Source organism: Peribacillus sp. FSL E2-0159 (genome assembly GCF_038643155.1).
GTDB classification, from domain to species: Bacteria; Bacillota; Bacilli; order Bacillales; family DSM-1321; genus Peribacillus; species Peribacillus simplex.
Genome location: NZ_CP152053.1, coordinates 2012939 through 2032699, shown reverse-complemented (window position 1 = coordinate 2032699; position 19761 = coordinate 2012939). Strand labels below are relative to the sequence as shown.

Sequence of the window (19761 nt, the reverse complement as noted above, 5' to 3'; positions counted from 1 at the left end):
CTTTATTATTTACTGTTTATCTTCATTCTTATCGTATTCTAAACTATGGGAAAGGTTACAGCTTGTCCAACAAAGAAAGTTCAGAAAATTGTTTACTATGGATAACATGCCTAAAGTGGCTCTCTCCGCGTTTTATTAAACCATTACAGAAAAAGCCGTCAATCCAAAAATTAATGGATTTATGGATTTTAAATTGAACTCTGAAAATCTTCAAAACTTATTTTGTATAACCTTTCAATAATTAATTTTTAAATATGTATTCATATACTATGGTATAAAACCTTGATAAATAGTAAAAATTAATTTTAAAAACTTTCAATGTTAAGGTGGTGAAATTATGGACTTCCCAACCATCCATACAAACTTTTGGGATGCAGTGATAGCCATTCCTACCATCATGATTCTTACTCAACTTATAAAGGTCATGTTTCATGTTCCTCCTAAATTTATCCCAAGCATCGCTTTGGGTCTTGGATTATTCATTTCCATTTTCATTAGCCATCGTCATCATTTGGTTGCAGGAATTTTCATGGGCTGGTTTTATGGCTATGCAAGCATAGGCAATTATGCTGCACTCAAAACTGGTATTTTGTCTTATAGAGAGTCCTATCAAAAGACGGATTAAATCTATACAGGTTATCCTCGTTGCATTTCATCAATCCTTATTATTTCCAGGAGACCTGACTTGATTATATCCCCATATAACGCCCATAAATTTACACCTAAAATTAACAATTACCACCTGGCTGTTTCCTTTGGCTGAATCACCATCACCCTTGTTAACCCTATCATTTCGCACCTCCCTCTCATTTCATCAAAATAATACCTTCTCAATAAAGAGAAGGTATTAGCTGTCGACAAAAGGAGGTTCGTAATGCTCTCACCTCGAAGCATGATTTTAAAAGTAAACTTGGTTATCCTTCATGTTTTTTACTCGTTTATACTGAGGAAACCCTCACTCGATTGAAGAAAATTGTGAAACTACTGCCGAATATCTAGCTAGACGGGACCCACAGACGCATGCGGTGAGGGGGCTTGGCAGTGAGTCGGCGGAAAGGGAGCTGATTTCTGAAAACGGCTGGACTTTTTTTTGAGGGTTTCTTAAACTTGAACGTTGATTTCCACTCCAGGCACTTGCTTTCCCGGGCGTCCGCCCTCGGCGCTCTTTGCGCCTGTGGGGTCTCCCCTGATGCGAATTTATCTACATTCTGATACCCTCCCAATTAAGAGAAGGCCTTTCACTATTTCTCAATATAGACCGAACGAATCAGCGTCCGGATTCTTTCAGTACCATCCGCATTTTTTTCCTTGACATCAATTGTTACATTATAAACACCTGACTTAGGTACTTCTGGAAGGGCACCAGTAAAATTTTCGGTATCCATTATCTTAATGGAGCTTTTTTCACTAATTTCATTACCGCTTTCATCTATTAGATGAACCAAAAATGTTGTGCTGATAGGCCTTTTTTTATCATTCATTGGGTTATTTATTAAAAATTTTGCATCTTTTTGCTTGACTTTACCGGCCATACTTAATGTAATGGGATTCTTTTCGTTAAATTGTGCTGTGAACAAGTAGGCGTCTTTTGGCGATTTAGTCTTCATTCGCACTTTCCAGTCCCCAATTTCAAGGTTATTTCTATTGAATGATTGGATGGTTGCGCCATTAAAAAAGGAAATTTCATTCTGTGCTGAATGAACTTTTAAGGAAGGTGAATACTTTTTATTGGATGGAGAAATTAATTCAACCTCAACATCATTTGAGGCTGTATATATGGTTATTTTACCTGGGGCTGCTTCATTTACATGGAAACTTTGTTCGATCCAGACATTTTGTTTCAGGACATCACCCAGAACGGTTTGAGCGAGTGCGGTTGTGATGACATCATCTTCTACTCGTTCTTTATAGTTGACATTAAATTCAGGAACCCCAGCGATGGAAGTGCTTCTTAAATAGGGTTCAATTCTTGAAAATACAGCTGAACCGACTCGAATATTGTCGTGATCAAAGTTGGGATCCGTAAATAAATGTGTTCCGTAAGGTATTTTTGTACTCCAAACATTCACTAGACCATCATTTTCTCCATATGAAGATAAATATTGTCCCCCCATTGATAAAGCTGAAAGAACCGGGCCTCTGTTCATACCTGCCACAGTAAAATACATGTTTTTACGAGCGTTAACATGGTTATCTGTGACAGAACGAAATTCCGCCATTTTACCAACTTGTAAGGAATAAGTTCCATCATCTTTTTGACCTAATAAGGAACCAAGCCAGCCCGCATACCAGCTATAAGCCAAATCAGCTAAGTAAGAACCATGATGTGGAGAAGCTAAAGTGATGACCCTTCCAACATATTGGTGTGCTCCATAGTGTACTAGAGCAGCTTGGGTGTCTGGCCCTCCTTTGCTGTGAGCTATAATATTTACTTTTTCGCCCCCGAAATGGTTACTAATTTCTGAAAGCATTTGAGCTAAGAGCCTTCCATTAGCATATTGGCTCACTGATCCATTTCCAGCTGAATCATGAAGCTGAACAAAAACAGTTTGGTAGCCTGCTTCATACGCCTTGGTATACATATCATTGACACCATGATATTCCGTTTCACCGTACCAGCTGGTTGAACTGCTGTTTTTCCCTTGAACAAACACGATCGGTGGTTTCTCTGTGTCAAGATTGGGAGGAATACTTCCTAGAAACCAATCCCCTGGACTGAAGGTTTCGGAGGGCGGTTTCAATTTTCCGGCTGAGGAAATGTCTGGCTTAGCCACAATTAATATGGTTAGAATGAGGACAAGAAAAACGACATAATTGATTACATTCCTTTTCAATTGTTATCTCCTCCAATATCCTGTGGTATTTTTTCGAACTCATCCTATTATCAATGCTCTCCTTCCCATGCCTTCATTAGTATATATTTGTACGTTTGCATACCATTACCTGCTATCTTCATAAAGATGGGAGAAAAAAACTAGAAGAAGTTCATTAAAAATGGAGATAAAGTATGAAGACTAACCTTCAATTCATTTATGGATGCAGTCTTTTTCTTTTTATGAAGACGTACTAAATCGAATGCTTCATATTCACGAAAAAAGAGAACAAGCCCTTATCCTGCAAAGGATAGAGGGCTTGTTCATCCATATTGACTTTTCCTTCGAATATGCCATTGTCCAATTGCTCCTATTCATGGTGTTTTGAAGTCCGTCCTATTCCTTAATTAAATAAAATACTTTCACAGCAATTGGCTGTCATTCATGAGGATCTCAAGTATCAATCGTCTATTTCATACAAAATATCAGCATGCTCCAATTGGGGATACAGCTGGACCTTTTTTTAAGAACGTGAGAAGTTTGGATTTTTTCTCCTTTAAGCAATCCCCCCTCCTACATACCCTTATTCCCCATGAGAACAGTATCAATAATTTCAGTGATAAGTTCGTCCTTCCAATTGTACAATTTGACAACACCGTCGTGTACTAAAATGACCTCTCCACGAATTTCCTTTCCAATCTTAAATATACTAACAGCGGCAACTCCTACTGCAACTTCAAAAGAATTAATTTACCTTTCCACTTATTTCACCTTCTTTCCATCATTTCTTGAATCTTGTACCATGTAAGTTAGGATTGTATTGATTAGACTTTACATTCCGAATGGCCCATCTGGTGAAGAAATGATGGTACACTTGAACCTTCAACTACATTTGAAGTGTAGGTGAGGATCAAAAAAAATGATATCATCAATCGAGAATCCTACACATTCAGCAAATAAATAAGCCTTATCGATTCGTAAAGGAATTTTATATTGCTCATAGTCAATGTAAGTCCTCTTGGCCATCTTCAGCACTTTAGCCATTTCATCTTGAGTTAATCCTTTATACTTCCTCGCTTGTTTAAGTGTGAACTTAACGTTTGTCATATCTTGTCACCACCTGTCTAAAAAAATAATATCACACTTGAAGTATAGTTACCAACAATTTTTCGAAAAATTCACGCACTTTAAGTTTACTCACTTTCACTCATAGTGTATATTCAAGTAAGAGGTGAAGAAATATGCACATTGGTGAACGGATTAAAATGTTAAGAAAAGAAAGAAAAATGACACAAGAAGATTTGGCAAATATATTAAAAGTGGCCCCAACGGCAGTATCAGCTTGGGAATCCGGACGTAATAAACCTTTAATGGATAAATTGAGCATGATGTCGACATGCTTTGAAATACCCCTATCCCACCTCATTGAAGGAGCACCTATCGTTAGAAATAATCCTGGAATGGAATTTCTAAATGAAAAGAATGTAAGATTAATTGGTGTCTACGGAAATATCCCTGCTGGAGAGCCTAATTTTACAAACGAATATATAGAAGCCTATATGCCGACATTAAATTCGATGCTAAAATCGAATAAAGAATATTTTTTCCTTAGAGTGAATGGCAATAGCATGAACAAAGAATTCAGTGATGGATCATTGATTCTCGTTGAAAAAACAACCTACGTCGAAAACGGAAAAATTGGTGTGGTTTTAGTAAATGGTCACGATGCTACGGTCAAAAAAGTGAATATCATTGAAGAAAACATCACACTCACTCCCTGCAGCACAGATCCTTTTTATGAAGAAAAAACCTATAACATCAAAAATGATAGAGTCCGAATTTTAGGAAAAGTGGTTCAAGCCATTAAAATATACGATTAATATCCATCTCGAGGGTTTCTTGACGAAAATGAAAATAAATGAATAATGTGCAACAATACATAGATTCAATTCTACATTTTAGGTACAAGCCATCATGGTTTGTGCTTTTTAGTATTTTTCTTTAGCTTACTCATATCATTGAGTGAATGTATTTGGAAACTATATGCGTCCTAGGACGCTTTTTCCAGTAATTTTCTTTACATGCAGAAACAATAAAATTGCCTATATTGGGTAATCAAATTATCATATTTTTATTATTGGGTTCACACTCTCATATAAAATCTTATAATTGAATGATAAGCATTTGCCTCTGTAGCTCTAGAAGGGAAGAGCGCCGGAAAACATTGTAGCCCCGGGTCGCAAGGTAAGGGTTTCAGAAGCACCGAAAAGCAAATAAGCTGAGGCAGGTGGAATTCCTGCCGGTGAAAATCCGTAGGGAAGCGTGTTCTCCCCTAGCCTATGCTTACGAAAGGAGTGCGGGTTCGAATCCCGTCAGAGGCTTGTTTCCTGATAAACTGCAATTATATATACAGCCAGAAAGTGACTCCCATTTGCACAAAGTCCACTTTTGCCTACTGTGCAAATTTATTATTTTCCTTTGTATGGATGCTGGTATCTATGCCAGTTCTTAAATTCCCCCTACACCCCTTCCTCTATTATCGAAGTAATGGATCAAATCAGTACGGTAGAATGTACATGATTATTTCATTACATGCATATTCCTGAACCTCCTGAACCAAGAAAAGCCCCTCTCTTTTTGAGAAGGGCTTCCTGCGTGGTGTGCTTTCTGGAAGTTATGAATAAATTAGCCAGTTAATTATTAATTATTAATTATTCATTTCACCCGCAATTTCTGGTTTACTGTAATGGTGTACTGACTGTCAAGACCGTTCCAATCTTTAATTTGCTGAACCGTACTTCCATAAGAAACGCTTAAGGAATATACGGTATCCCCACTAACGACAGTGTGGTATACAGCTGTACTTTTCTTTGTAAGATTGAAGCATTTAACTAAACCGTTTACATGTCCGCGAGCCAGTGATTCGATAAAGGATGCCGTTTTCAATTTGGATGCGTCATTGACATTATCGATAAATCCATTTTCAGTCAGGAGTGCAGGCATGTCCGTTTCACGGAGCACATGTAAATCTCCTGTTTTTTGTCCTCTGTCTTGGATGTTGATAAGTTTCATGACTTCTGAATGAATATGATCTTGATACGTTTTCGTTATCTGGTTAGAGGACGTATAAATGTAATCCTCGTACCCAGTTCCGCCGCCAGCATTAATGTGGATGGAGAGATAAAAGTCAGCTCCCCACGCGTTCGCTGCATTTGTACGATCGTTTAAGGAGGGGTACGTATCTTGGGTCCTGCTCATTTTTACAGAAACGTTATTATATTCTATTAATAAAATGTCTTTGATTCGAGTTGCAATGGATAAAGTTAAATCCTTTTCTCTCAATCCATTCCCCACCGAGCCTGGATCTGTACCGCCATGGCCGGGGTCAATAAATACTTTTACCATTTCTATCACCTCTATTAATCTTATGTTACGTATTAACAAAAGCTTGTACACATAACTATCGGATTAATGTAATTTCAAAATAATATAGAATTCCTCTTCCCGGCGGCCATCCCCAAAAAAAATACACCCCTAAAGGTGTTTATGGCATATTATATATTATGATATTCGCCCAATGAACGAGAATCTTTTGAAAAAGCTTTCTTCCATTTTTATAACTTTGATATCAGGAATTAATGGAGCATAAGCCACCTTTAAACAGAGTGATGAAAGAGATAGAGAGATTTTAAAAAAAGTCAACATCAACAAAAATACTCTAACAAAAAGCATATTCATTTATTTTTATTGTTTGTTTTATTCATTACTTCTGCACAATCATTGATTGAGTCAATCACTATGGTTGGTTCTGATAATTGTGGAAAATGCCCACTTTTTTCAGCTACAATGTGTTTGCTGTTTCTTGACAATGAAAGTAATTCCAATTGATTCTCAAGTCGTTTTCTTCGAACTTCCTCTGGCATCATTCGATTTTCCTGTCCACCAGTAATGACAAATACAGGTATTTCGGGAAAAGTATCAGTTTGATGGATTTGATTCACGGTTTTTTCCACAAAATTAACTTCATTGAATTGTTTATGTGAAGATAAGGAATCAAACATCTTGAACATCTTATTAATGGTTTTAACTGCCTTGCCTTGATATTCATTAAGGCTAATATCTTTCGGGGTACTGGATTCTAAAAAAACGATTCCCGCTACTTCATTTGGGTAAAGTCGGGCGTATAAATTAGCATATAATCCGCCTAGCGAATGTCCAACCAACAAGTATGGAGGGGCAAACCCCACGATTGTTAATGCTTCTCGTAAAGTATTAACAATACTCATCCCGTCTTGGCTTTCCTTCGGTTTATCGCTGCCAGCAACACCAAAACGATTATAGGAAAATACTGATGAGGATTCCGAAATTGCCGGTAGGATTTTCGTCCACCCCTCTATCGGTCCCGAACCACCGTTAATTAAAACTATATTAGGTTGGCCGTTTCCACTAATATTATATTGTAACGCCCCTTTTGGTGTTTCCACTTTATATTTTTCTATTTTCAATGTCTTCACACCTCACTTTGTTTACATTGCTTTACGTGTGTATCAAGCTTTTGGTTTCATTTATTGAAGATTTAGTCAAATGCTAAATGTATTCTTTTTTAAGAAAGTTATTGGAAAAATGGACACTTAATATAAGGTGAACTTAAATTCCTAAACATTGAACGGGATTTTAAAAGGAGAGATAGTATGATGGATGAATATGGTAAGTTTGAGCAATTGGTTCAAAAGTTTGATCAAGGAAACAAGCTAATTCGTGCATGGGAATTAAATGGCGGTATTTCTGCGCAGGTGACAGGACTTGAAATATTACAACCTTCAGGGCGGATCGTAAAAATGATCGCTCGTCAGCATGGTGGTATTGACTTGAAACGGAATCCAAATATTGCAGCAGATGAATACAAGCTATTAGGGATATTGAATGCTGCCGGTTTACCTGTACCGATGCCATATTACTTCGAGCAATCCTGCGAGATTTTTTCCAAGCCATGTATACTTATCGAGTTTATTGAGGGTATGTCAGAATTCACCCCTTCAAACCTTAATGATCATATCTTACAATTGGCTATCAATCTAGCAAAAATCCATCGTGTTGATTGTGCAAATCTATCTTTATCATTTCTGCCTAAACTAGAAAATACATATGTCGAGATGTTAAATACTAAAGATAGGGTAATCCTGGACGAAACATTAAATCAGAGCTTAATTAGAGATTTGTTAAAATCTTTCATGCCATTACGCTCCATCAATAAAGAAGTAATCCTTCATGGTGATTATTGGCCAGGAAATATATTATGGAAAGAGGATAAACTAGTTTCCATTATTGATTGGGAAGACTCAGGCTTAGGGGACCCTTTGGCTGACCTTGCCAATAGTCAACTCGAAATTTTATATCATTATGGAATGCAAGCGATGAATGACTTCACCAATCAATATAAATCCATGATGCCAGAGGTGAATTTTACAAACTTACCCTTCTGGCAATTATTTGCCGCATTACGGTTATCCACATTTCCTGAATGGGGCTTGGAAAAAAGCAAGGAAAATAACTGGCGGAAAAGACACAAGTCATTTGTTGGTCAAGCGATTAACCGAATTCGTTTAAATTAATGTTTATTCAATTTTGTTAAAATGAGTAAATATCTGATATGCCCAAGAATTTTTGATAAAGGCATTTATACCAGTCCCTTTATCAATTATTTTCATAAACTAAGAATGACTTTCAAAAAAAATCCAGGAGGTGTTTAAATGTATATTAAGCCCTGGGGGCATCCGAAAGGCGGTCATTGCCCACCTCACAGAATGCCCACTCAGTATAATCCACCTCAAATCTCACCAACAAAGAAATATGTTAAATCCAATGTCATTAACACTGTGATTCCAGTTTTTCACCCGACACATACAACTACCGTGAATAAACACTTCAACACATATATACCACATACCCGAAGTATCGTGAAAGAGTGTTATTCCCAAAGCTTTGTTTGTGGAGTTCCTCAACCCCCTAGATTTTCGAGAAGAATGTTAAGATATTAATTAAAAAACCCCGATTCGGGGTTTTTATTAATTCCTTCCTTCAACCTTTGAAAATTGACATTCAAGGGATTAACAACTGTCTAAATGCAAACTCCCTATACTTTTTAAAGTTTTGTTTTTTAAAACTCTTTTGCAGCTATGCGAATAATTCGACAAAAATCCTAATAATTACTGTTTGACCTTCTTATATGTTGCTTTCAGGTTCCAAGACTAAAGTGGCTTATTGTATCACTTTCAGCCTAATTTTGAGAAAGGTAGGATATATTCTGCTATGTTAGAAAATATGTGACTAACTATAGGTGGTATTAGTTTAATATGAGTCCTTTAGATGATAAGATTCTTGGGGGAAGTGATAAAAAATAGTATTCAATATTTAGGAGGAGTTCATCTTGAATCCTTATGCATTTTTGGCCATAGCTATCCTAAGTGAAGTGTTTGGCAGTTCGATGTTAAAAGTATCAAACGGATTTAAAAAGTTATTCCCTTCCATTGGTGTGGTAATAGGAATGTGTTTGGCTTTCTATTGCCTTTCGTTATCTCTAATAACCATTCCGCTTGGAACGGCTTATGCCATTTGGTCGGGAATAGGCACAGCTTTAACTGCTTTAGTAGGAGTTATCGTTTATAAAGAAAGCTTTAACCTGAAAAAATTTTTAGGTTTAGTCCTGATCATAGGAGGAGTGGTTGTTTTGAAACTCTCAAGTGGGAGCTCTCACTAACATTCTAGTTATCGGAGGTAATATTATGAAAGGATACATAGCTTTAGGAATATCTATCATAAGCGAAGTATTTGGTACGACCATGCTTAAGTTGTCTGAAGGATTCACTCATTTATTCGCTTCTTTTGGGGTTATAATAGGTTTTGGAATAGCATTTTATAGCTTATCTTTATGTCTAAAAACAATTCCGTTAAGCTTAGCATATGCCATTTGGTCAGGAATAGGCACAGCTTTAACAGCAATGATTGGTGTACTATTATGGGATGAGCCATTTAGTATCACTACATTGGGTGGCTTAGTATTAATCATTGGGGGGGTTGTTTTACTAAATGGTTCCCATAATCCCAAACAAGCAGAAGGATCGTCAAACTAATGGTTTGACAATCCTCCTGCCCCCGCTCATTCAAAAATTATAAGAAAAACACGATACCTTGAACTACATTAGAAAAGACCGGCACGGCAACCTTACCTTTTAAATGGAGCTGAACTTTCAAGAATCCAACCTACCATTGAATAAAATTCCACAGTCTTTTTCTACCTAATTGTTTTTACATTTGTATATTTGTCTACCATGATATACTTTTAACCTTTACCAAGTCCTTCGTGCAAAGTCTGTGAACTTGAATTTATCGGGTCTATGCCTGGATTCGCTAAATTGAAACAAGCTTCCATCAATTAAATGGACCGTACTTTTCACAACTGCCACCATATCGAATTCTTCAATGTCCAATAATTGTTTATCTTCTTCACTGCATGGCTCCACGGTAATTTCCTTATTGGAAAAACCAATCTGGAGCCCGAGTTCCTTTTCGATATATCCATAAATCGAATCCTCACAAATTTCCTTTGTCAGATTAGTTACGAACTCGCTTTTGAAATAGTCTTTGTCCAGTATGATTTTCTTCCCATTGATTTGCCGTACCCGGAACACTTTCCATATTTTACCATCATCAGTTAAATCAAGAAGCTTGGTCATTTTTGAGTCGGGTGCCTCAAGCTCCAACTTATGAATGATCGTTTTGGAATGCAAATTCAACTTTTCCACCATTTCTTTATAGGAAATCAACCCTGCTACAGGAAAATTAAATTTGCTGAAATCCAAGACAAAGGAACCCTTACCTTTGATTTTATGGATATATCCATTTTGTTCAAGCAACTGTAAGGACTTTCTTACAGTATCCCTGGATATGTCATACTCTTCCATAAAGCTGCTTTCAGAAGGAAGCTTTGAATTTGTCGGAAAGGTTCCTTCTTCAATTTTTGAAACGATATCACCATATAGCGATAGATATTTGCTGTTCATTTCATCACCACAATATATTTTTCTAAGTCTGCTACTCGTCCTTTTTCAACAAATAGACAACCGATTCATAGGGACGGAGCATAAAAGCACCTGCAAGTTCTTTCGAATCGATATAGTTTGAGAGAAGGAGCTCTGAGTTGTATCCTGATAGGTCTATATCCTTTGGAATTTCGAAGGATGCTTCTTTTGCATAAAAGTTATTGATGACCAAAAGTTTCTCGTCTTCATAACTGCGTACATAGGCGAACAATTGGTCATGGTCGCCAAGAATTTCCTGATAGTCCCCATATGCAATGATATCATGTTTCTTGCGTAAGAATATAAGTTTTTGGTAATGATGAAAAATGGAATCCTGATCCTTCAGTGCCTGCTCAGCGTTGATGACCTTAGCATTATCAGGTACTGAAATCCATGGCGTCCCTTTTGTAAAGCCTGCATGCTCCGCATTTTCCCACTGCATGGGAGTTCGCGAGTTATCACGGGATTTAGCTTGAAGGATTTCAATTATTTCCTTTTCATCCTTGCCTGCCTCTTTTAAAATATTGTAATAATTAATCGATTCCACATCCCGATATTGTCCTATATCATTGAATTTCGGGTTGGTCATCCCTATTTCCTCCCCTTGATAAATATAAGGGGTTCCCCTAAGCATATGAATGGCTGTTGCCAGCATCTTGGCAGATTCCTTTTGATACTCTTGATCATTCCCAAACCTTGATACGATCCTCGGCTGGTCATGGTTGCACCAGAACAGGGCATTCCACCCATTTCCTTCTTGCATCCCATATTGCCAGCTGCTTAGGATCTCCTTTAACTGCCTGAAGTCAAAATCTGCAAGTGACCACTTTTCCCCATCCTTATAATCCACCTTTAGATGATGGAAACTGAATACCATGGACAGCTCCTTTTCAACTGGAGATGAATATTTGATACAATGGTCAATGGTCGTCGATGACATTTCCCCTACAGTCATCACCTCTACATCCTTCCCAAAAGTTTCTTCATTCATCTCTTTAAGGAATTGATGAATTTTAGGACCATCTGTATAAAAACATCGTCCATCTCCATCTTTGTCATTTTCATAGAAGTCAGGCTTCGAAATAAGATTGATGACATCCAAACGGAATCCTTTGACACCTTTATCCATCCAGAAGTTTACTACATTGAAGATTTCCTGCCTTACTCTGGGATTTTCCCAGTTAAGGTCAGCTTGTGTCCGATCGAACAAGTGGAGGTAATATTCATCATGTTCGACTACATATTCCCATGCAGGGCCTCCAAATTTCGAAATCCAATTCGTAGGGGGCTCTCCATCTTTCGATTTCCTGAAAATATAATAGTCCTTATATTCTTTTTCTCCAGCCAATGCTTTTTGGAACCATTCATGCTCTGTTGATGTATGGTTGAATACCATATCCAGCATGATTTGGATATCCCGTGAATTAGCTTCCTTCACCAATCTTTCGAATTCATCCATCGTCCCAAAAACAGGATCGATGGATGTATAATCCGCTACATCATATCCATTATCATTCTGAGGTGAACGATAAAATGGAGTCAGCCAAATATAATCCACTCCCAGTTTATTCAGATAATCAAGTTTTTCTATAACACCATTTATGTCCCCGATGCCGTCATCGTTGGAGTCCTTAAAAGACTTCGGATAAATTTGATAGATGGTACTTTTTTTAAAATCCTTCATTGTAAATCCTCCTCTGCTTTCCCGGATGTATCTTTTTGTCTCTATGATAAAAAAGAGGGAGAATGCTCCCCCTCCGCATTATTACGCATTTAATTTCGTTGCTTTCGTTCTTGTTTTCAAGTTCATTTGAGGGCGCTTGGAGAATACTATAGTCAAAATGAATGGCACAACGAAAGCAACCAGCATAGCGAGTGCAAACATTCCCATATGCTTTGGCTGGATGGAAAGGATACCTGGGATCCCCCCAACACCAATTGAGTTTGCCATTACTCCAGATCCGACTGAAATGATGCCTGCGAAAAGTGAACCAATCATACCGGCTAAAAACGGAAAGCCGTATTTCAGGTTAATTCCGAACATGGCTGGCTCTGTTACACCTAGATAACATGAAATTGTGGCGGGGATGGAAACTTGTCTTTCCTCCTGATCCTTTCTGTTGATGTAAATCATCGCAAGCACGGCCGTTCCTTGAGCAATATTGGATAAAGCGATCATTGGCCATAGATTCGTTCCGCCTAGTTCACTCATAAGCTGAAGATCGATTGCGTTTGTCATATGATGCAGGCCTGTTATGACAAGTGGTGCATAGGCAAAGCCGAAGACGGCAGCAAATAGCCAGCCAACTGATGAATTCAGTCCGGAATATACAACCGTTGAAATGACTGAACCGATTTTCCAGCCTAATGGCCCCAAAATGGTATGGGCAATGATTACAGTTGGAAGTAAAGCGAAAAATGGAACGACGATCATGGAAATGGAATTGTGCACTTTATCTCTCAAGAACCGTTCTAAATACGCCAAGACGAACCCTGCAAGTATTGCTGGGATAACTTGAGCCTGGTAGCCGATCATATCGACCTGGGCAAAACCGAAATCCCAAAAAGGTATGTCACTTGCCTTTGTGTTTGCCACTGCATATGCATTAAGAAGTTGTGGAGAAACCAGGGTCAAACCAAGGACGATGCCGAGAATTTGAGTTGTGCCCATTTTCTTCGAGATGGACCATGTAATCCCAACAGGAAGAAAATGAAAAATAGCTTCACCTATCAGCCAAAGGAAGGCGTGGACCCCTGCCCAAAATTGTGAAATATCAACAAGAGTCTTCGTACTGTCTTCGAACATTTTGATATCGCCAATGATATTGCGGAATCCAAGAATGAGTCCGCCAACGACTATGGCAGGAATCAGTGGGGTAAAAATATCAGCTAGATGTGCAATCATACGCTGTAGCCAGCTCATATTCTGTTTAGCCGCTTTTTTCACATCTTCTTTTGACGCTTCTTGTAAACCAGCCATGGAAACGAATTCATTATAAAACGATGATACTTCATTCCCGATTATGACCTGAAACTGGCCAGCTTGTGTAAAAGTTCCTTTTACTAGCTTAATCGATTCAATATTCGTTACGTCCGCCTTAGCGGGGTCTTTCAACGCAAATCGCATTCTTGTCGCACAATGCGTAACCGTCGCAATATTTTCCTTCCCTCCGACATGTTGGAGCAAATCCCTTGCTGGTTCTGTGTATTTACCCATTTCAATACTTCCCTTCCCTAGAAAGCAAAATATAGTTGATTTTATAACCTGTACGTATAGGTTCTGTATACGCTTTCATATTATCCTGTACGTACAGGTTTTGTCAATAACTTTTTTCCTGACTTTAAAAGAATTGATTATCATGGCCTTTCATTTACGATTCTGTTCTTGCTCATTTGGATTTTGATAGCATTCATATTATCCCGTAATTTAAGACGAGTAGCTGAAAAATTCAGAAATAAGGTATAATGAAGATATAACCTCTCAATTAATATTTTAATGGTTAGATTTTAGCAGGGAAATGGGAGATGAACTTATGTCTGAAACTAATAAATTTCCACTTATATCAGGGAATCTTTCTCTGGATTTAGTGAATACGGAACTGGTCAGTCGTGGCCAACGGCAAGACTTATTACTATCAGAACGTGATGTGCTGGACTGGCTTACTGTAATAAAAGAGCAAAACTCATTGTGGGATGATCGGCTATGCTTAAAAGTTAAAGAGAGAATCGGACAGGTATTAGTATGTCTATTAGAAATGCGTATAATTTTAAGAAGACAATTCGAAATAATAGCAGATGGGAATCCGATACCTGATGATTTTATCGCTTTTTTAGAAAAAAAAATCGATAAGGCACCATTCACTTATAAATTAATGGATCAAAAACTGGTTCCCATCCCTGTTGGAAAAGCAGAAGATATCCTGCTATCTTATATTGCTTTTGACGTATTAACTTTAATTGAAGAAAATAAGCTGACCTCATTAAAGCGATGCTCGAATAATGATTGCGTACTGTTATTTATTGATGAAAGTGGAAGACGCAAATGGTGTTCTATGAAAATATGCGGTAATAGAAAAAAGGTCGCCCGATTTCAACAACGGAAATCTGATGATGAATGAAAAGCCAACTTAATAAAAGAGTTGGTTTTTTTTGCAGTTTTTAACTAACTGTTAAAAATGATTTTGACAGGTTAGTTTATTTCGTGTAAAGTGTAAATGTACATTAAAGGAGGGGGAATAATGGACCGCATAACAGTAGCGAGACAACAAGAAACACGTTCATTTCATATACGGTATTTATCTAAAATGAAGGGAAAAGGAAAAAGTCCTTTACAGATAAATGTAAAAGACGCAATAACCGGGCTAATCGGTGGATTTTTAACAATTTTCGCTTTAATTCTTTTAACAAAAATGACATCTGCAGTGTGGTTAATGGCTCCATTTGGTGCTAGTTGTGTACTGGCATTCGGGCTATGGAACGCGCCGTTATCACAGCCACGGAATATTATTGGCGGCCATTTTATTTCAACATTCGTAGGTTTAGCTTCCTATCAATTTATAGGCGATGAGCCATGGGCAATCGGCTTAGCTGTCGGATTAGCAATTGCCGTGATGATGCTGACAAAAACGACGCACCCACCAGCAGGGGCAGACCCACTTGTTGTTATGCTTGGTCATTATAGCTGGAGCTATTTATTTACGCCTGTGTTAATTGGCTCCGTGATAATCGTTTTCCTTGCACTGTTAATTAATAATTTGCGCAGCAATCGGAACTATCCAACTTTTTGGATTTGATGTAAATAAACGTATAAGCCTTTTGATGCGATAAACGATTTTAACGAAGTGTATTCAAAATCGGTGAAAAATGAATAATCTGCACTTATATCTAAATAACAAAAAGAGGAGCTAGGGTGCTCCTCTCAGACTGTAGACAAACTCGATATAATTGAGTTTGTCTACAGTTTTTTTGACTTAAAATAGAAGTATTACTGTTCTGTTCATTCGATATTATCAATAAACAATTAAGATTCAGCGTTTAGTTTTACATGTGTTTCTGCAACTTCCACTCCGTTTACGAGAAGGGATATTCGATGGATTCCCGTGTAATGACGACGAGTGGTCAAATCCTTCCAATTGTGGATTCTCACTCTCTCGACTCGTTCTCCATCCGTGAAATTCCTATCTGCCAAAAGGAATATTTTACGCGATGTCTTCTGATTGGCTTTCACAAAATCGATGGCGTACTCAATACGAAGTTTCTCCGTATTCTTCGCGTGCACTTGAAACCCGAAATAAAGTTCACTGGTTTCCCCAATAAAAATCGAGTCTGGTTCATTTCTAATAAAAGCGTTTGTAATGATATTCGAATTATTCAATATATCCGTGTATCCAAATAAAGAAAGGACTTCTGGATCTGCTTGGCGAACTAAGGTCCTGCATCCCCGTCTAATAATCCAAATCGTGTTGGGTTCTCCGCTTTCATGCCAGCGCTTGGCTGTTTCTATTACGGTTTTCGGATGGTCTTTGGCAATATCATTCAAATTATTGGCAACACTTTTGCGAACATATAGGGATGGATCGTTTTTCAGGTTCTCAATTAATTCCAAGACGGGTGCCGGATCGGATTTGAACATCGGTAAAGCTTGTCCCCAAGGTAACCTGGGCCTGCACCCCTCACTAGCCAGCCTACGGACATGTTCATCATCATGCTTGGTCCATTCCTTCATCTTCTCGATCATAAAAACGGGATCAAGCAAGATAAAAGCACGGATTGCAAACTCGGAGGAGGACTTTGAAGTAAACCGCTCCAACGCATCAAGCGATAACGGCCAATCTTTCTTACTCAATCCATGTACCTCGACAAAATCTGGGAAAAATAAATATCTAAAACCTTCACAATCCTTATCAAGTCGATACAATATACCCAAAGCCTCTTGATAATCACTAGGAAGGTGCTTTCCAAGAGTAATGGAAATATGTCTAATTCGTTCTTTTAACTTCCTCTCGTCCCAATACTCATCAATCACTTCCTCTACAAACGATTCAGTAGAGAAGGACTGATGGACCCCTCTTACTTTTTCACCGAATTCACGAATGAACGTTTCATTATATAAATCCTTTAAGGGCTCAGCCATTTATTTCACTTCTTTTCTTCAGGTTATACTTGATTATTTATCTATTCTTTATCGTCTATGTACTGATTGCGAGTACAATGATATAGCAACTAGCTTTTGCAACTCAAGTCACATTCTTTGTTGATTATGGAATATAGATCACTAAGCTGCTTGATTTCGTAGGTTGGCTCTATTCCCGTTTCATTCTGCTTCTGTTCAGGATTAAACCAGCAGGTATCCATGCCGGCAAGTTGTCCTCCTCTTATGTCTGCACTTAATGAGTCCCCGATTATCAATCCTTGATCCGGTTTAAAATCAGGAATACAGGCAAATACGTAATCAAAGAACTCTTTCATCGGCTTTTGATATCCAGTATCCTCTGAAATGAAAATTTGTTTAAAATATGCATGCAAGCCCGAATCCCGCAAGCGTTTATCTTGGGTCCTGGAGACTCCATTTGACACAATATATAAATCGTAGTGCAGCTCTAAATTCGCTACCAATTCATGTGCCCCATTAACCTCCTTGTGCCCTTGTTCCAAGTAACTACGATAGGTTTTTTCCAGTGCAACCCCGTCCACCGCCCGGCCATATTCTTTAAAAAAAGTTAAAAATCGTGTATTGATTACCTCATCCCGCGATATTTCCCCCTTTTCAAATGACTTCCAAAGGTTGTGGTTGATTGTTTTATATTGCGATTCCGCTTGCGGTGTATACAATACTTGTTGCTCCTTGAGAAGTAAGCGCAGTGCATCACTTTCAGCCTTCCGAAAATCTAAAAGTGTATCATCTATATCAAAAAATAAAGCTTTGTACCTGTTCATGTGTATCGCTCCATTCAATGTTTCCATCCTACTTTGAATACCTCGTGACCAAACCATAGTCTTTTTTGAGCATTTCAAGATGCCGTTTTCCTTTTCCCTCCTATTTTGAATATTATCATCCCAGCAATGATAATCAGGATACTCGCCAACTGCTTGAATGTAAAGGGAACCTTCTCCAGCCCCAACAAACCTGTGGAATCCCAAGCTAGAGCAAATACAAGCTGTGCCGCCATCACGATTGAAATGGCGAAGGTCGGTCCCAGCAGCTTAACTCCCTGTGTCACACAAATGACCACGCCTATGCCAACCAACCCGCTGAGCCAATACCAGGGCTTCATATTATGCAGTTGAAAAAGCTCCATTCCCTCAAATGCGAACCCACTTAAAAACGAGGCAAGAAAGCCCAACCCTAATACAAGTGTAGTCGTTGACCATGGATTGACATGTTCATTTACTTTACTATTGAAAACGTTTTGTAAACTGACCAGTGAACCCGCAAGGATTGCCCAACTTAATCCAAGTAACATCGTAACGCCTCCTCCAAATCATATAAACTATCTACTCATAGATATTATGGCTTGACAGTGCCTTTAACCCTTCCCAGTCTTTAACTTGGATGAACCCATCGGACCGATCAATCAAACCGTCCCTACAAAGCTGCAGGATGACTCGATTCAGGTGCCTGTAACTTGTCCCAATAAAGTTTGCGGTATCCTTCAAGCTCTCTGTATTCAACCTTCCAGTAATTTGGGCATTTGTTTCATCGAACGAGACAGATAGGAGGTAACTTGCAAGCCTTACTTCAACTGGATGCATTAAATTGAAACTAAGTGACTTGGATTTAACATAAAACTTCTGGGTGATGACCCTTAGTAAAAATTGGAGGAAGGCCGGTTGACCTTCGGTATACTTTTTTAACCATTGATGATGGATGCCGATTACATAGACATCCGATACCGCTTCAACAGTATTAATGATATCGATTCCCTGTATGTATTCAATATCGCCAATTACTTCGAGAGGGGTCTTGAATGACAGGATCAGATTCTTGCCTTCAACTGATGTCGTATACACTTTAACTTTTCCCTTAACCAGCACGTACAAATAATTCACTCGATCTCCTTGGGAGCAAATGCATTCACCTGACTCAACCTGGTAGAGAGATAAATAGGGCATCAAGGCTCCATTAAAAATGTTTTTCAACTGATGGACCTTCAAATAGTGATCGAGTTTTTCCGAATCCATTATATCTTTCATCTGATTAAAATTCACTTCCTGCCTATTACTTATATCCTTACAATTATAACGCTAATAAAATGATTCCTGCCATCATCAACCCAAGCCCAATGAACTGTGGTAGTTGCATCTTCTGTTTCGTTACCCCAAACCACCCTTTGCTATCAATGACAAAGCTAAGACTTAGCTGAGCCAGCAATAGAGCTGACACCGAAAAAGTCACTCCGATCTGTTTATAAGCCGAAATATTACTGAAAATAATCACCGCTGCTAAGGTTCCACCCGACAAATACAATGGTTTAACTTTTTTTAATTCTAGAGAATCCCCTTTACGCATCATAATTAAAATCAACCCGGCGATGATGAAACCAATGAACTGTGTGATTGTTGCTACTTGCCACGTGCTAAGGTCCCGGCTGATCTGGGAATTGGCTACACCTTGCAACGTTAGGAAAGCTCCGCCTAAAAATGATAAGAAAATCCCTTTCACAGTGTCTCCCACCTTCTTTCTTTCCATTATTAAATAACAGATAAAAGATTCCGGAAAGGACATATGTCCCGCTGTTCGACTCAAGGCTTTATAGTTGAAATGAAAGATTTTTTTGGGAAATAAAAAAAATTCTCTGCCAAGACCAATCTTTAATTAGCAAAGGCCACTAATCACTTAGTGGCCTCGCTTGTTTACCATTAACTTGAAT

Annotated in this window: 20 protein-coding genes; 8 read left to right on the top strand and 12 right to left on the bottom strand. The window is 38.2% G+C overall.

The genetic code is table 11. The annotated features are described in order from the left end of the window. The first annotated feature begins 337 nt into the window (after nucleotides 1-337). Entirely contained in the window at nucleotides 338-625 is a 288-nt protein-coding gene (locus tag NYE63_RS10045) for a hypothetical protein (protein WP_342605011.1), read from the top strand. Between the two features lie 616 nt (nucleotides 626-1241). On the opposite strand, the gene NYE63_RS10040 is transcribed toward NYE63_RS10045, so the two are convergent. Both NYE63_RS10040 and NYE63_RS10035 read right to left on the bottom strand, forming a co-directional pair. Then, nucleotides 1242-2774 carry a hypothetical protein gene (locus NYE63_RS10040; RefSeq protein WP_342605723.1) on the bottom strand — a complete coding sequence of 511 codons (1533 nt, stop codon included), beginning with the start codon at nucleotides 2772-2774 and terminating at the stop codon, nucleotides 1242-1244. 921 nt (nucleotides 2775-3695) lie between these two features. After that, nucleotides 3696-3920 carry a helix-turn-helix transcriptional regulator gene (locus tag NYE63_RS10035; protein WP_063234642.1) on the bottom strand — a complete coding sequence of 75 codons (225 nt, stop codon included), beginning with the start codon at nucleotides 3918-3920 and terminating at the stop codon, nucleotides 3696-3698. A 134-nt stretch (nucleotides 3921-4054) separates the two neighbouring features. Between NYE63_RS10035 and NYE63_RS10030 the strand changes: the two genes are divergently transcribed. Beyond that, a complete protein-coding gene (locus tag NYE63_RS10030) occupies nucleotides 4055-4693 on the top strand; it encodes an XRE family transcriptional regulator (RefSeq protein WP_342605010.1) in 639 nt (212 codons plus the stop codon). 835 nt (nucleotides 4694-5528) lie between these two features. Here NYE63_RS10030 and NYE63_RS10025 read toward each other — a convergent pair. After that, nucleotides 5529-6218, bottom strand: a complete 690-nt coding sequence (locus tag NYE63_RS10025; protein WP_342605009.1) for an N-acetylmuramoyl-L-alanine amidase — start codon at nucleotides 6216-6218, stop codon at nucleotides 5529-5531. A 329-nt stretch (nucleotides 6219-6547) separates the two neighbouring features. Further along, on the bottom strand, nucleotides 6548-7318 hold the full coding sequence (locus NYE63_RS10020; protein WP_342605008.1) for an alpha/beta hydrolase: 771 nt from the start codon (nucleotides 7316-7318) through the stop codon (nucleotides 6548-6550). Nucleotides 7319-7504: 186 nt separating this feature from the next. Here NYE63_RS10020 and NYE63_RS10015 point away from each other — a divergent pair, with 186 nt between their 5' ends. The 4 genes from NYE63_RS10015 to NYE63_RS10000 all read left to right on the top strand — a co-directional run bounded on the left by NYE63_RS10015 (nucleotide 7505) and on the right by NYE63_RS10000 (nucleotide 9943). Continuing rightward, nucleotides 7505-8425 (top strand): aminoglycoside phosphotransferase family protein, encoded by a 921-nt coding sequence (locus tag NYE63_RS10015; protein ID WP_342605007.1) that lies wholly within the window; start codon nucleotides 7505-7507, stop codon nucleotides 8423-8425. 138 nt (nucleotides 8426-8563) lie between these two features. After that, nucleotides 8564-8851, top strand: a complete 288-nt coding sequence (locus NYE63_RS10010; protein ID WP_342605006.1) for a CotD family spore coat protein — start codon at nucleotides 8564-8566, stop codon at nucleotides 8849-8851. A gap of 389 nt (nucleotides 8852-9240) precedes the next feature. Next, entirely contained in the window at nucleotides 9241-9570 is a 330-nt protein-coding gene (locus NYE63_RS10005; RefSeq protein WP_342605005.1) for a multidrug efflux SMR transporter, read from the top strand. A 25-nt stretch (nucleotides 9571-9595) separates the two neighbouring features. Then, nucleotides 9596-9943 carry a multidrug efflux SMR transporter gene (locus NYE63_RS10000; protein WP_342605004.1) on the top strand — a complete coding sequence of 116 codons (348 nt, stop codon included), beginning with the start codon at nucleotides 9596-9598 and terminating at the stop codon, nucleotides 9941-9943. A gap of 216 nt (nucleotides 9944-10159) precedes the next feature. Here NYE63_RS10000 and treR read toward each other — a convergent pair whose 3' ends face one another. The 3 genes from treR to treP form a co-directional block, all read right to left on the bottom strand. Next, a complete protein-coding gene (gene treR, locus NYE63_RS09995; protein ID WP_342605003.1) occupies nucleotides 10160-10873 on the bottom strand; it encodes a trehalose operon repressor in 714 nt (237 codons plus the stop codon). A 31-nt stretch (nucleotides 10874-10904) separates the two neighbouring features. Next, complete coding sequence (gene treC / locus NYE63_RS09990; RefSeq protein ID WP_342605002.1) at nucleotides 10905-12575, bottom strand: alpha,alpha-phosphotrehalase; 1671 nt, start codon at nucleotides 12573-12575, stop codon at nucleotides 10905-10907. Between the two features lie 81 nt (nucleotides 12576-12656). Next, on the bottom strand, nucleotides 12657-14108 hold the full coding sequence (gene treP, locus NYE63_RS09985) for a PTS system trehalose-specific EIIBC component (protein ID WP_342605001.1): 1452 nt from the start codon (nucleotides 14106-14108) through the stop codon (nucleotides 12657-12659). Between the two features lie 316 nt (nucleotides 14109-14424). Between treP and NYE63_RS09980 the strand changes: the two genes are divergently transcribed. Then, on the top strand, nucleotides 14425-15009 hold the full coding sequence (locus NYE63_RS09980; RefSeq protein ID WP_342605000.1) for a CGNR zinc finger domain-containing protein: 585 nt from the start codon (nucleotides 14425-14427) through the stop codon (nucleotides 15007-15009). Nucleotides 15010-15129: 120 nt separating this feature from the next. Next, nucleotides 15130-15684, top strand: a complete 555-nt coding sequence (locus tag NYE63_RS09975) for an HPP family protein (RefSeq protein WP_141995040.1) — start codon at nucleotides 15130-15132, stop codon at nucleotides 15682-15684. 227 nt (nucleotides 15685-15911) lie between these two features. Here NYE63_RS09975 and NYE63_RS09970 read toward each other — a convergent pair whose 3' ends face one another. The 5 genes from NYE63_RS09970 to NYE63_RS09950 form a co-directional block, all read right to left on the bottom strand. Beyond that, nucleotides 15912-17024 (bottom strand): DNA alkylation repair protein, encoded by a 1113-nt coding sequence (locus tag NYE63_RS09970; RefSeq protein WP_342604999.1) that lies wholly within the window; start codon nucleotides 17022-17024, stop codon nucleotides 15912-15914. A gap of 89 nt (nucleotides 17025-17113) precedes the next feature. After that, nucleotides 17114-17827, bottom strand: coding sequence for a YjjG family noncanonical pyrimidine nucleotidase (locus NYE63_RS09965; RefSeq protein WP_342604998.1), 714 nt, complete (start codon nucleotides 17825-17827; stop codon nucleotides 17114-17116). Nucleotides 17828-17901: 74 nt separating this feature from the next. Further along, nucleotides 17902-18354 carry a DMT family transporter gene (locus tag NYE63_RS09960; protein ID WP_342604997.1) on the bottom strand — a complete coding sequence of 151 codons (453 nt, stop codon included), beginning with the start codon at nucleotides 18352-18354 and terminating at the stop codon, nucleotides 17902-17904. Between the two features lie 31 nt (nucleotides 18355-18385). Further along, nucleotides 18386-19084 carry a cyclic nucleotide-binding domain-containing protein gene (locus NYE63_RS09955; RefSeq protein WP_342604996.1) on the bottom strand — a complete coding sequence of 233 codons (699 nt, stop codon included), beginning with the start codon at nucleotides 19082-19084 and terminating at the stop codon, nucleotides 18386-18388. Between the two features lie 43 nt (nucleotides 19085-19127). Then, a complete protein-coding gene (locus NYE63_RS09950) occupies nucleotides 19128-19553 on the bottom strand; it encodes a DMT family transporter (protein WP_342604995.1) in 426 nt (141 codons plus the stop codon). Nucleotides 19554-19761 lie beyond the last annotated feature (208 nt).

Excerpts from the sequence above, each read along its gene's own strand:
- NYE63_RS10045 (WP_342605011.1), top strand. The coding sequence starts at position 338 with ATGGACTTCCCAACCATCCATACAAACTTTTGGGATGCAGTGATAGCC.
- NYE63_RS10035 (WP_063234642.1), bottom strand. The coding sequence starts at position 3,920 with ATGACAAACGTTAAGTTCACACTTAAACAAGCGAGGAAGTATAAAGGA.
- NYE63_RS10030 (WP_342605010.1), top strand. The coding sequence starts at position 4,055 with ATGCACATTGGTGAACGGATTAAAATGTTAAGAAAAGAAAGAAAAATG.
- NYE63_RS10025 (WP_342605009.1), bottom strand. The coding sequence starts at position 6,218 with ATGGTAAAAGTATTTATTGACCCCGGCCATGGCGGTACAGATCCAGGC.
- NYE63_RS10015 (WP_342605007.1), top strand. The coding sequence starts at position 7,505 with ATGATGGATGAATATGGTAAGTTTGAGCAATTGGTTCAAAAGTTTGAT.
- NYE63_RS10010 (WP_342605006.1), top strand. The coding sequence starts at position 8,564 with ATGTATATTAAGCCCTGGGGGCATCCGAAAGGCGGTCATTGCCCACCT.
- NYE63_RS10000 (WP_342605004.1), top strand. The coding sequence starts at position 9,596 with ATGAAAGGATACATAGCTTTAGGAATATCTATCATAAGCGAAGTATTT.
- treR (WP_342605003.1), bottom strand. The coding sequence starts at position 10,873 with ATGAACAGCAAATATCTATCGCTATATGGTGATATCGTTTCAAAAATT.
- treC (WP_342605002.1), bottom strand. The coding sequence starts at position 12,575 with ATGAAGGATTTTAAAAAAAGTACCATCTATCAAATTTATCCGAAGTCT.
- treP (WP_342605001.1), bottom strand. The coding sequence starts at position 14,108 with ATGGGTAAATACACAGAACCAGCAAGGGATTTGCTCCAACATGTCGGA.
- NYE63_RS09980 (WP_342605000.1), top strand. The coding sequence starts at position 14,425 with ATGTCTGAAACTAATAAATTTCCACTTATATCAGGGAATCTTTCTCTG.
- NYE63_RS09975 (WP_141995040.1), top strand. The coding sequence starts at position 15,130 with ATGGACCGCATAACAGTAGCGAGACAACAAGAAACACGTTCATTTCAT.
- NYE63_RS09970 (WP_342604999.1), bottom strand. The coding sequence starts at position 17,024 with ATGGCTGAGCCCTTAAAGGATTTATATAATGAAACGTTCATTCGTGAA.
- NYE63_RS09965 (WP_342604998.1), bottom strand. The coding sequence starts at position 17,827 with ATGAACAGGTACAAAGCTTTATTTTTTGATATAGATGATACACTTTTA.
- NYE63_RS09960 (WP_342604997.1), bottom strand. The coding sequence starts at position 18,354 with ATGTTACTTGGATTAAGTTGGGCAATCCTTGCGGGTTCACTGGTCAGT.
- NYE63_RS09955 (WP_342604996.1), bottom strand. The coding sequence starts at position 19,084 with ATGAAAGATATAATGGATTCGGAAAAACTCGATCACTATTTGAAGGTC.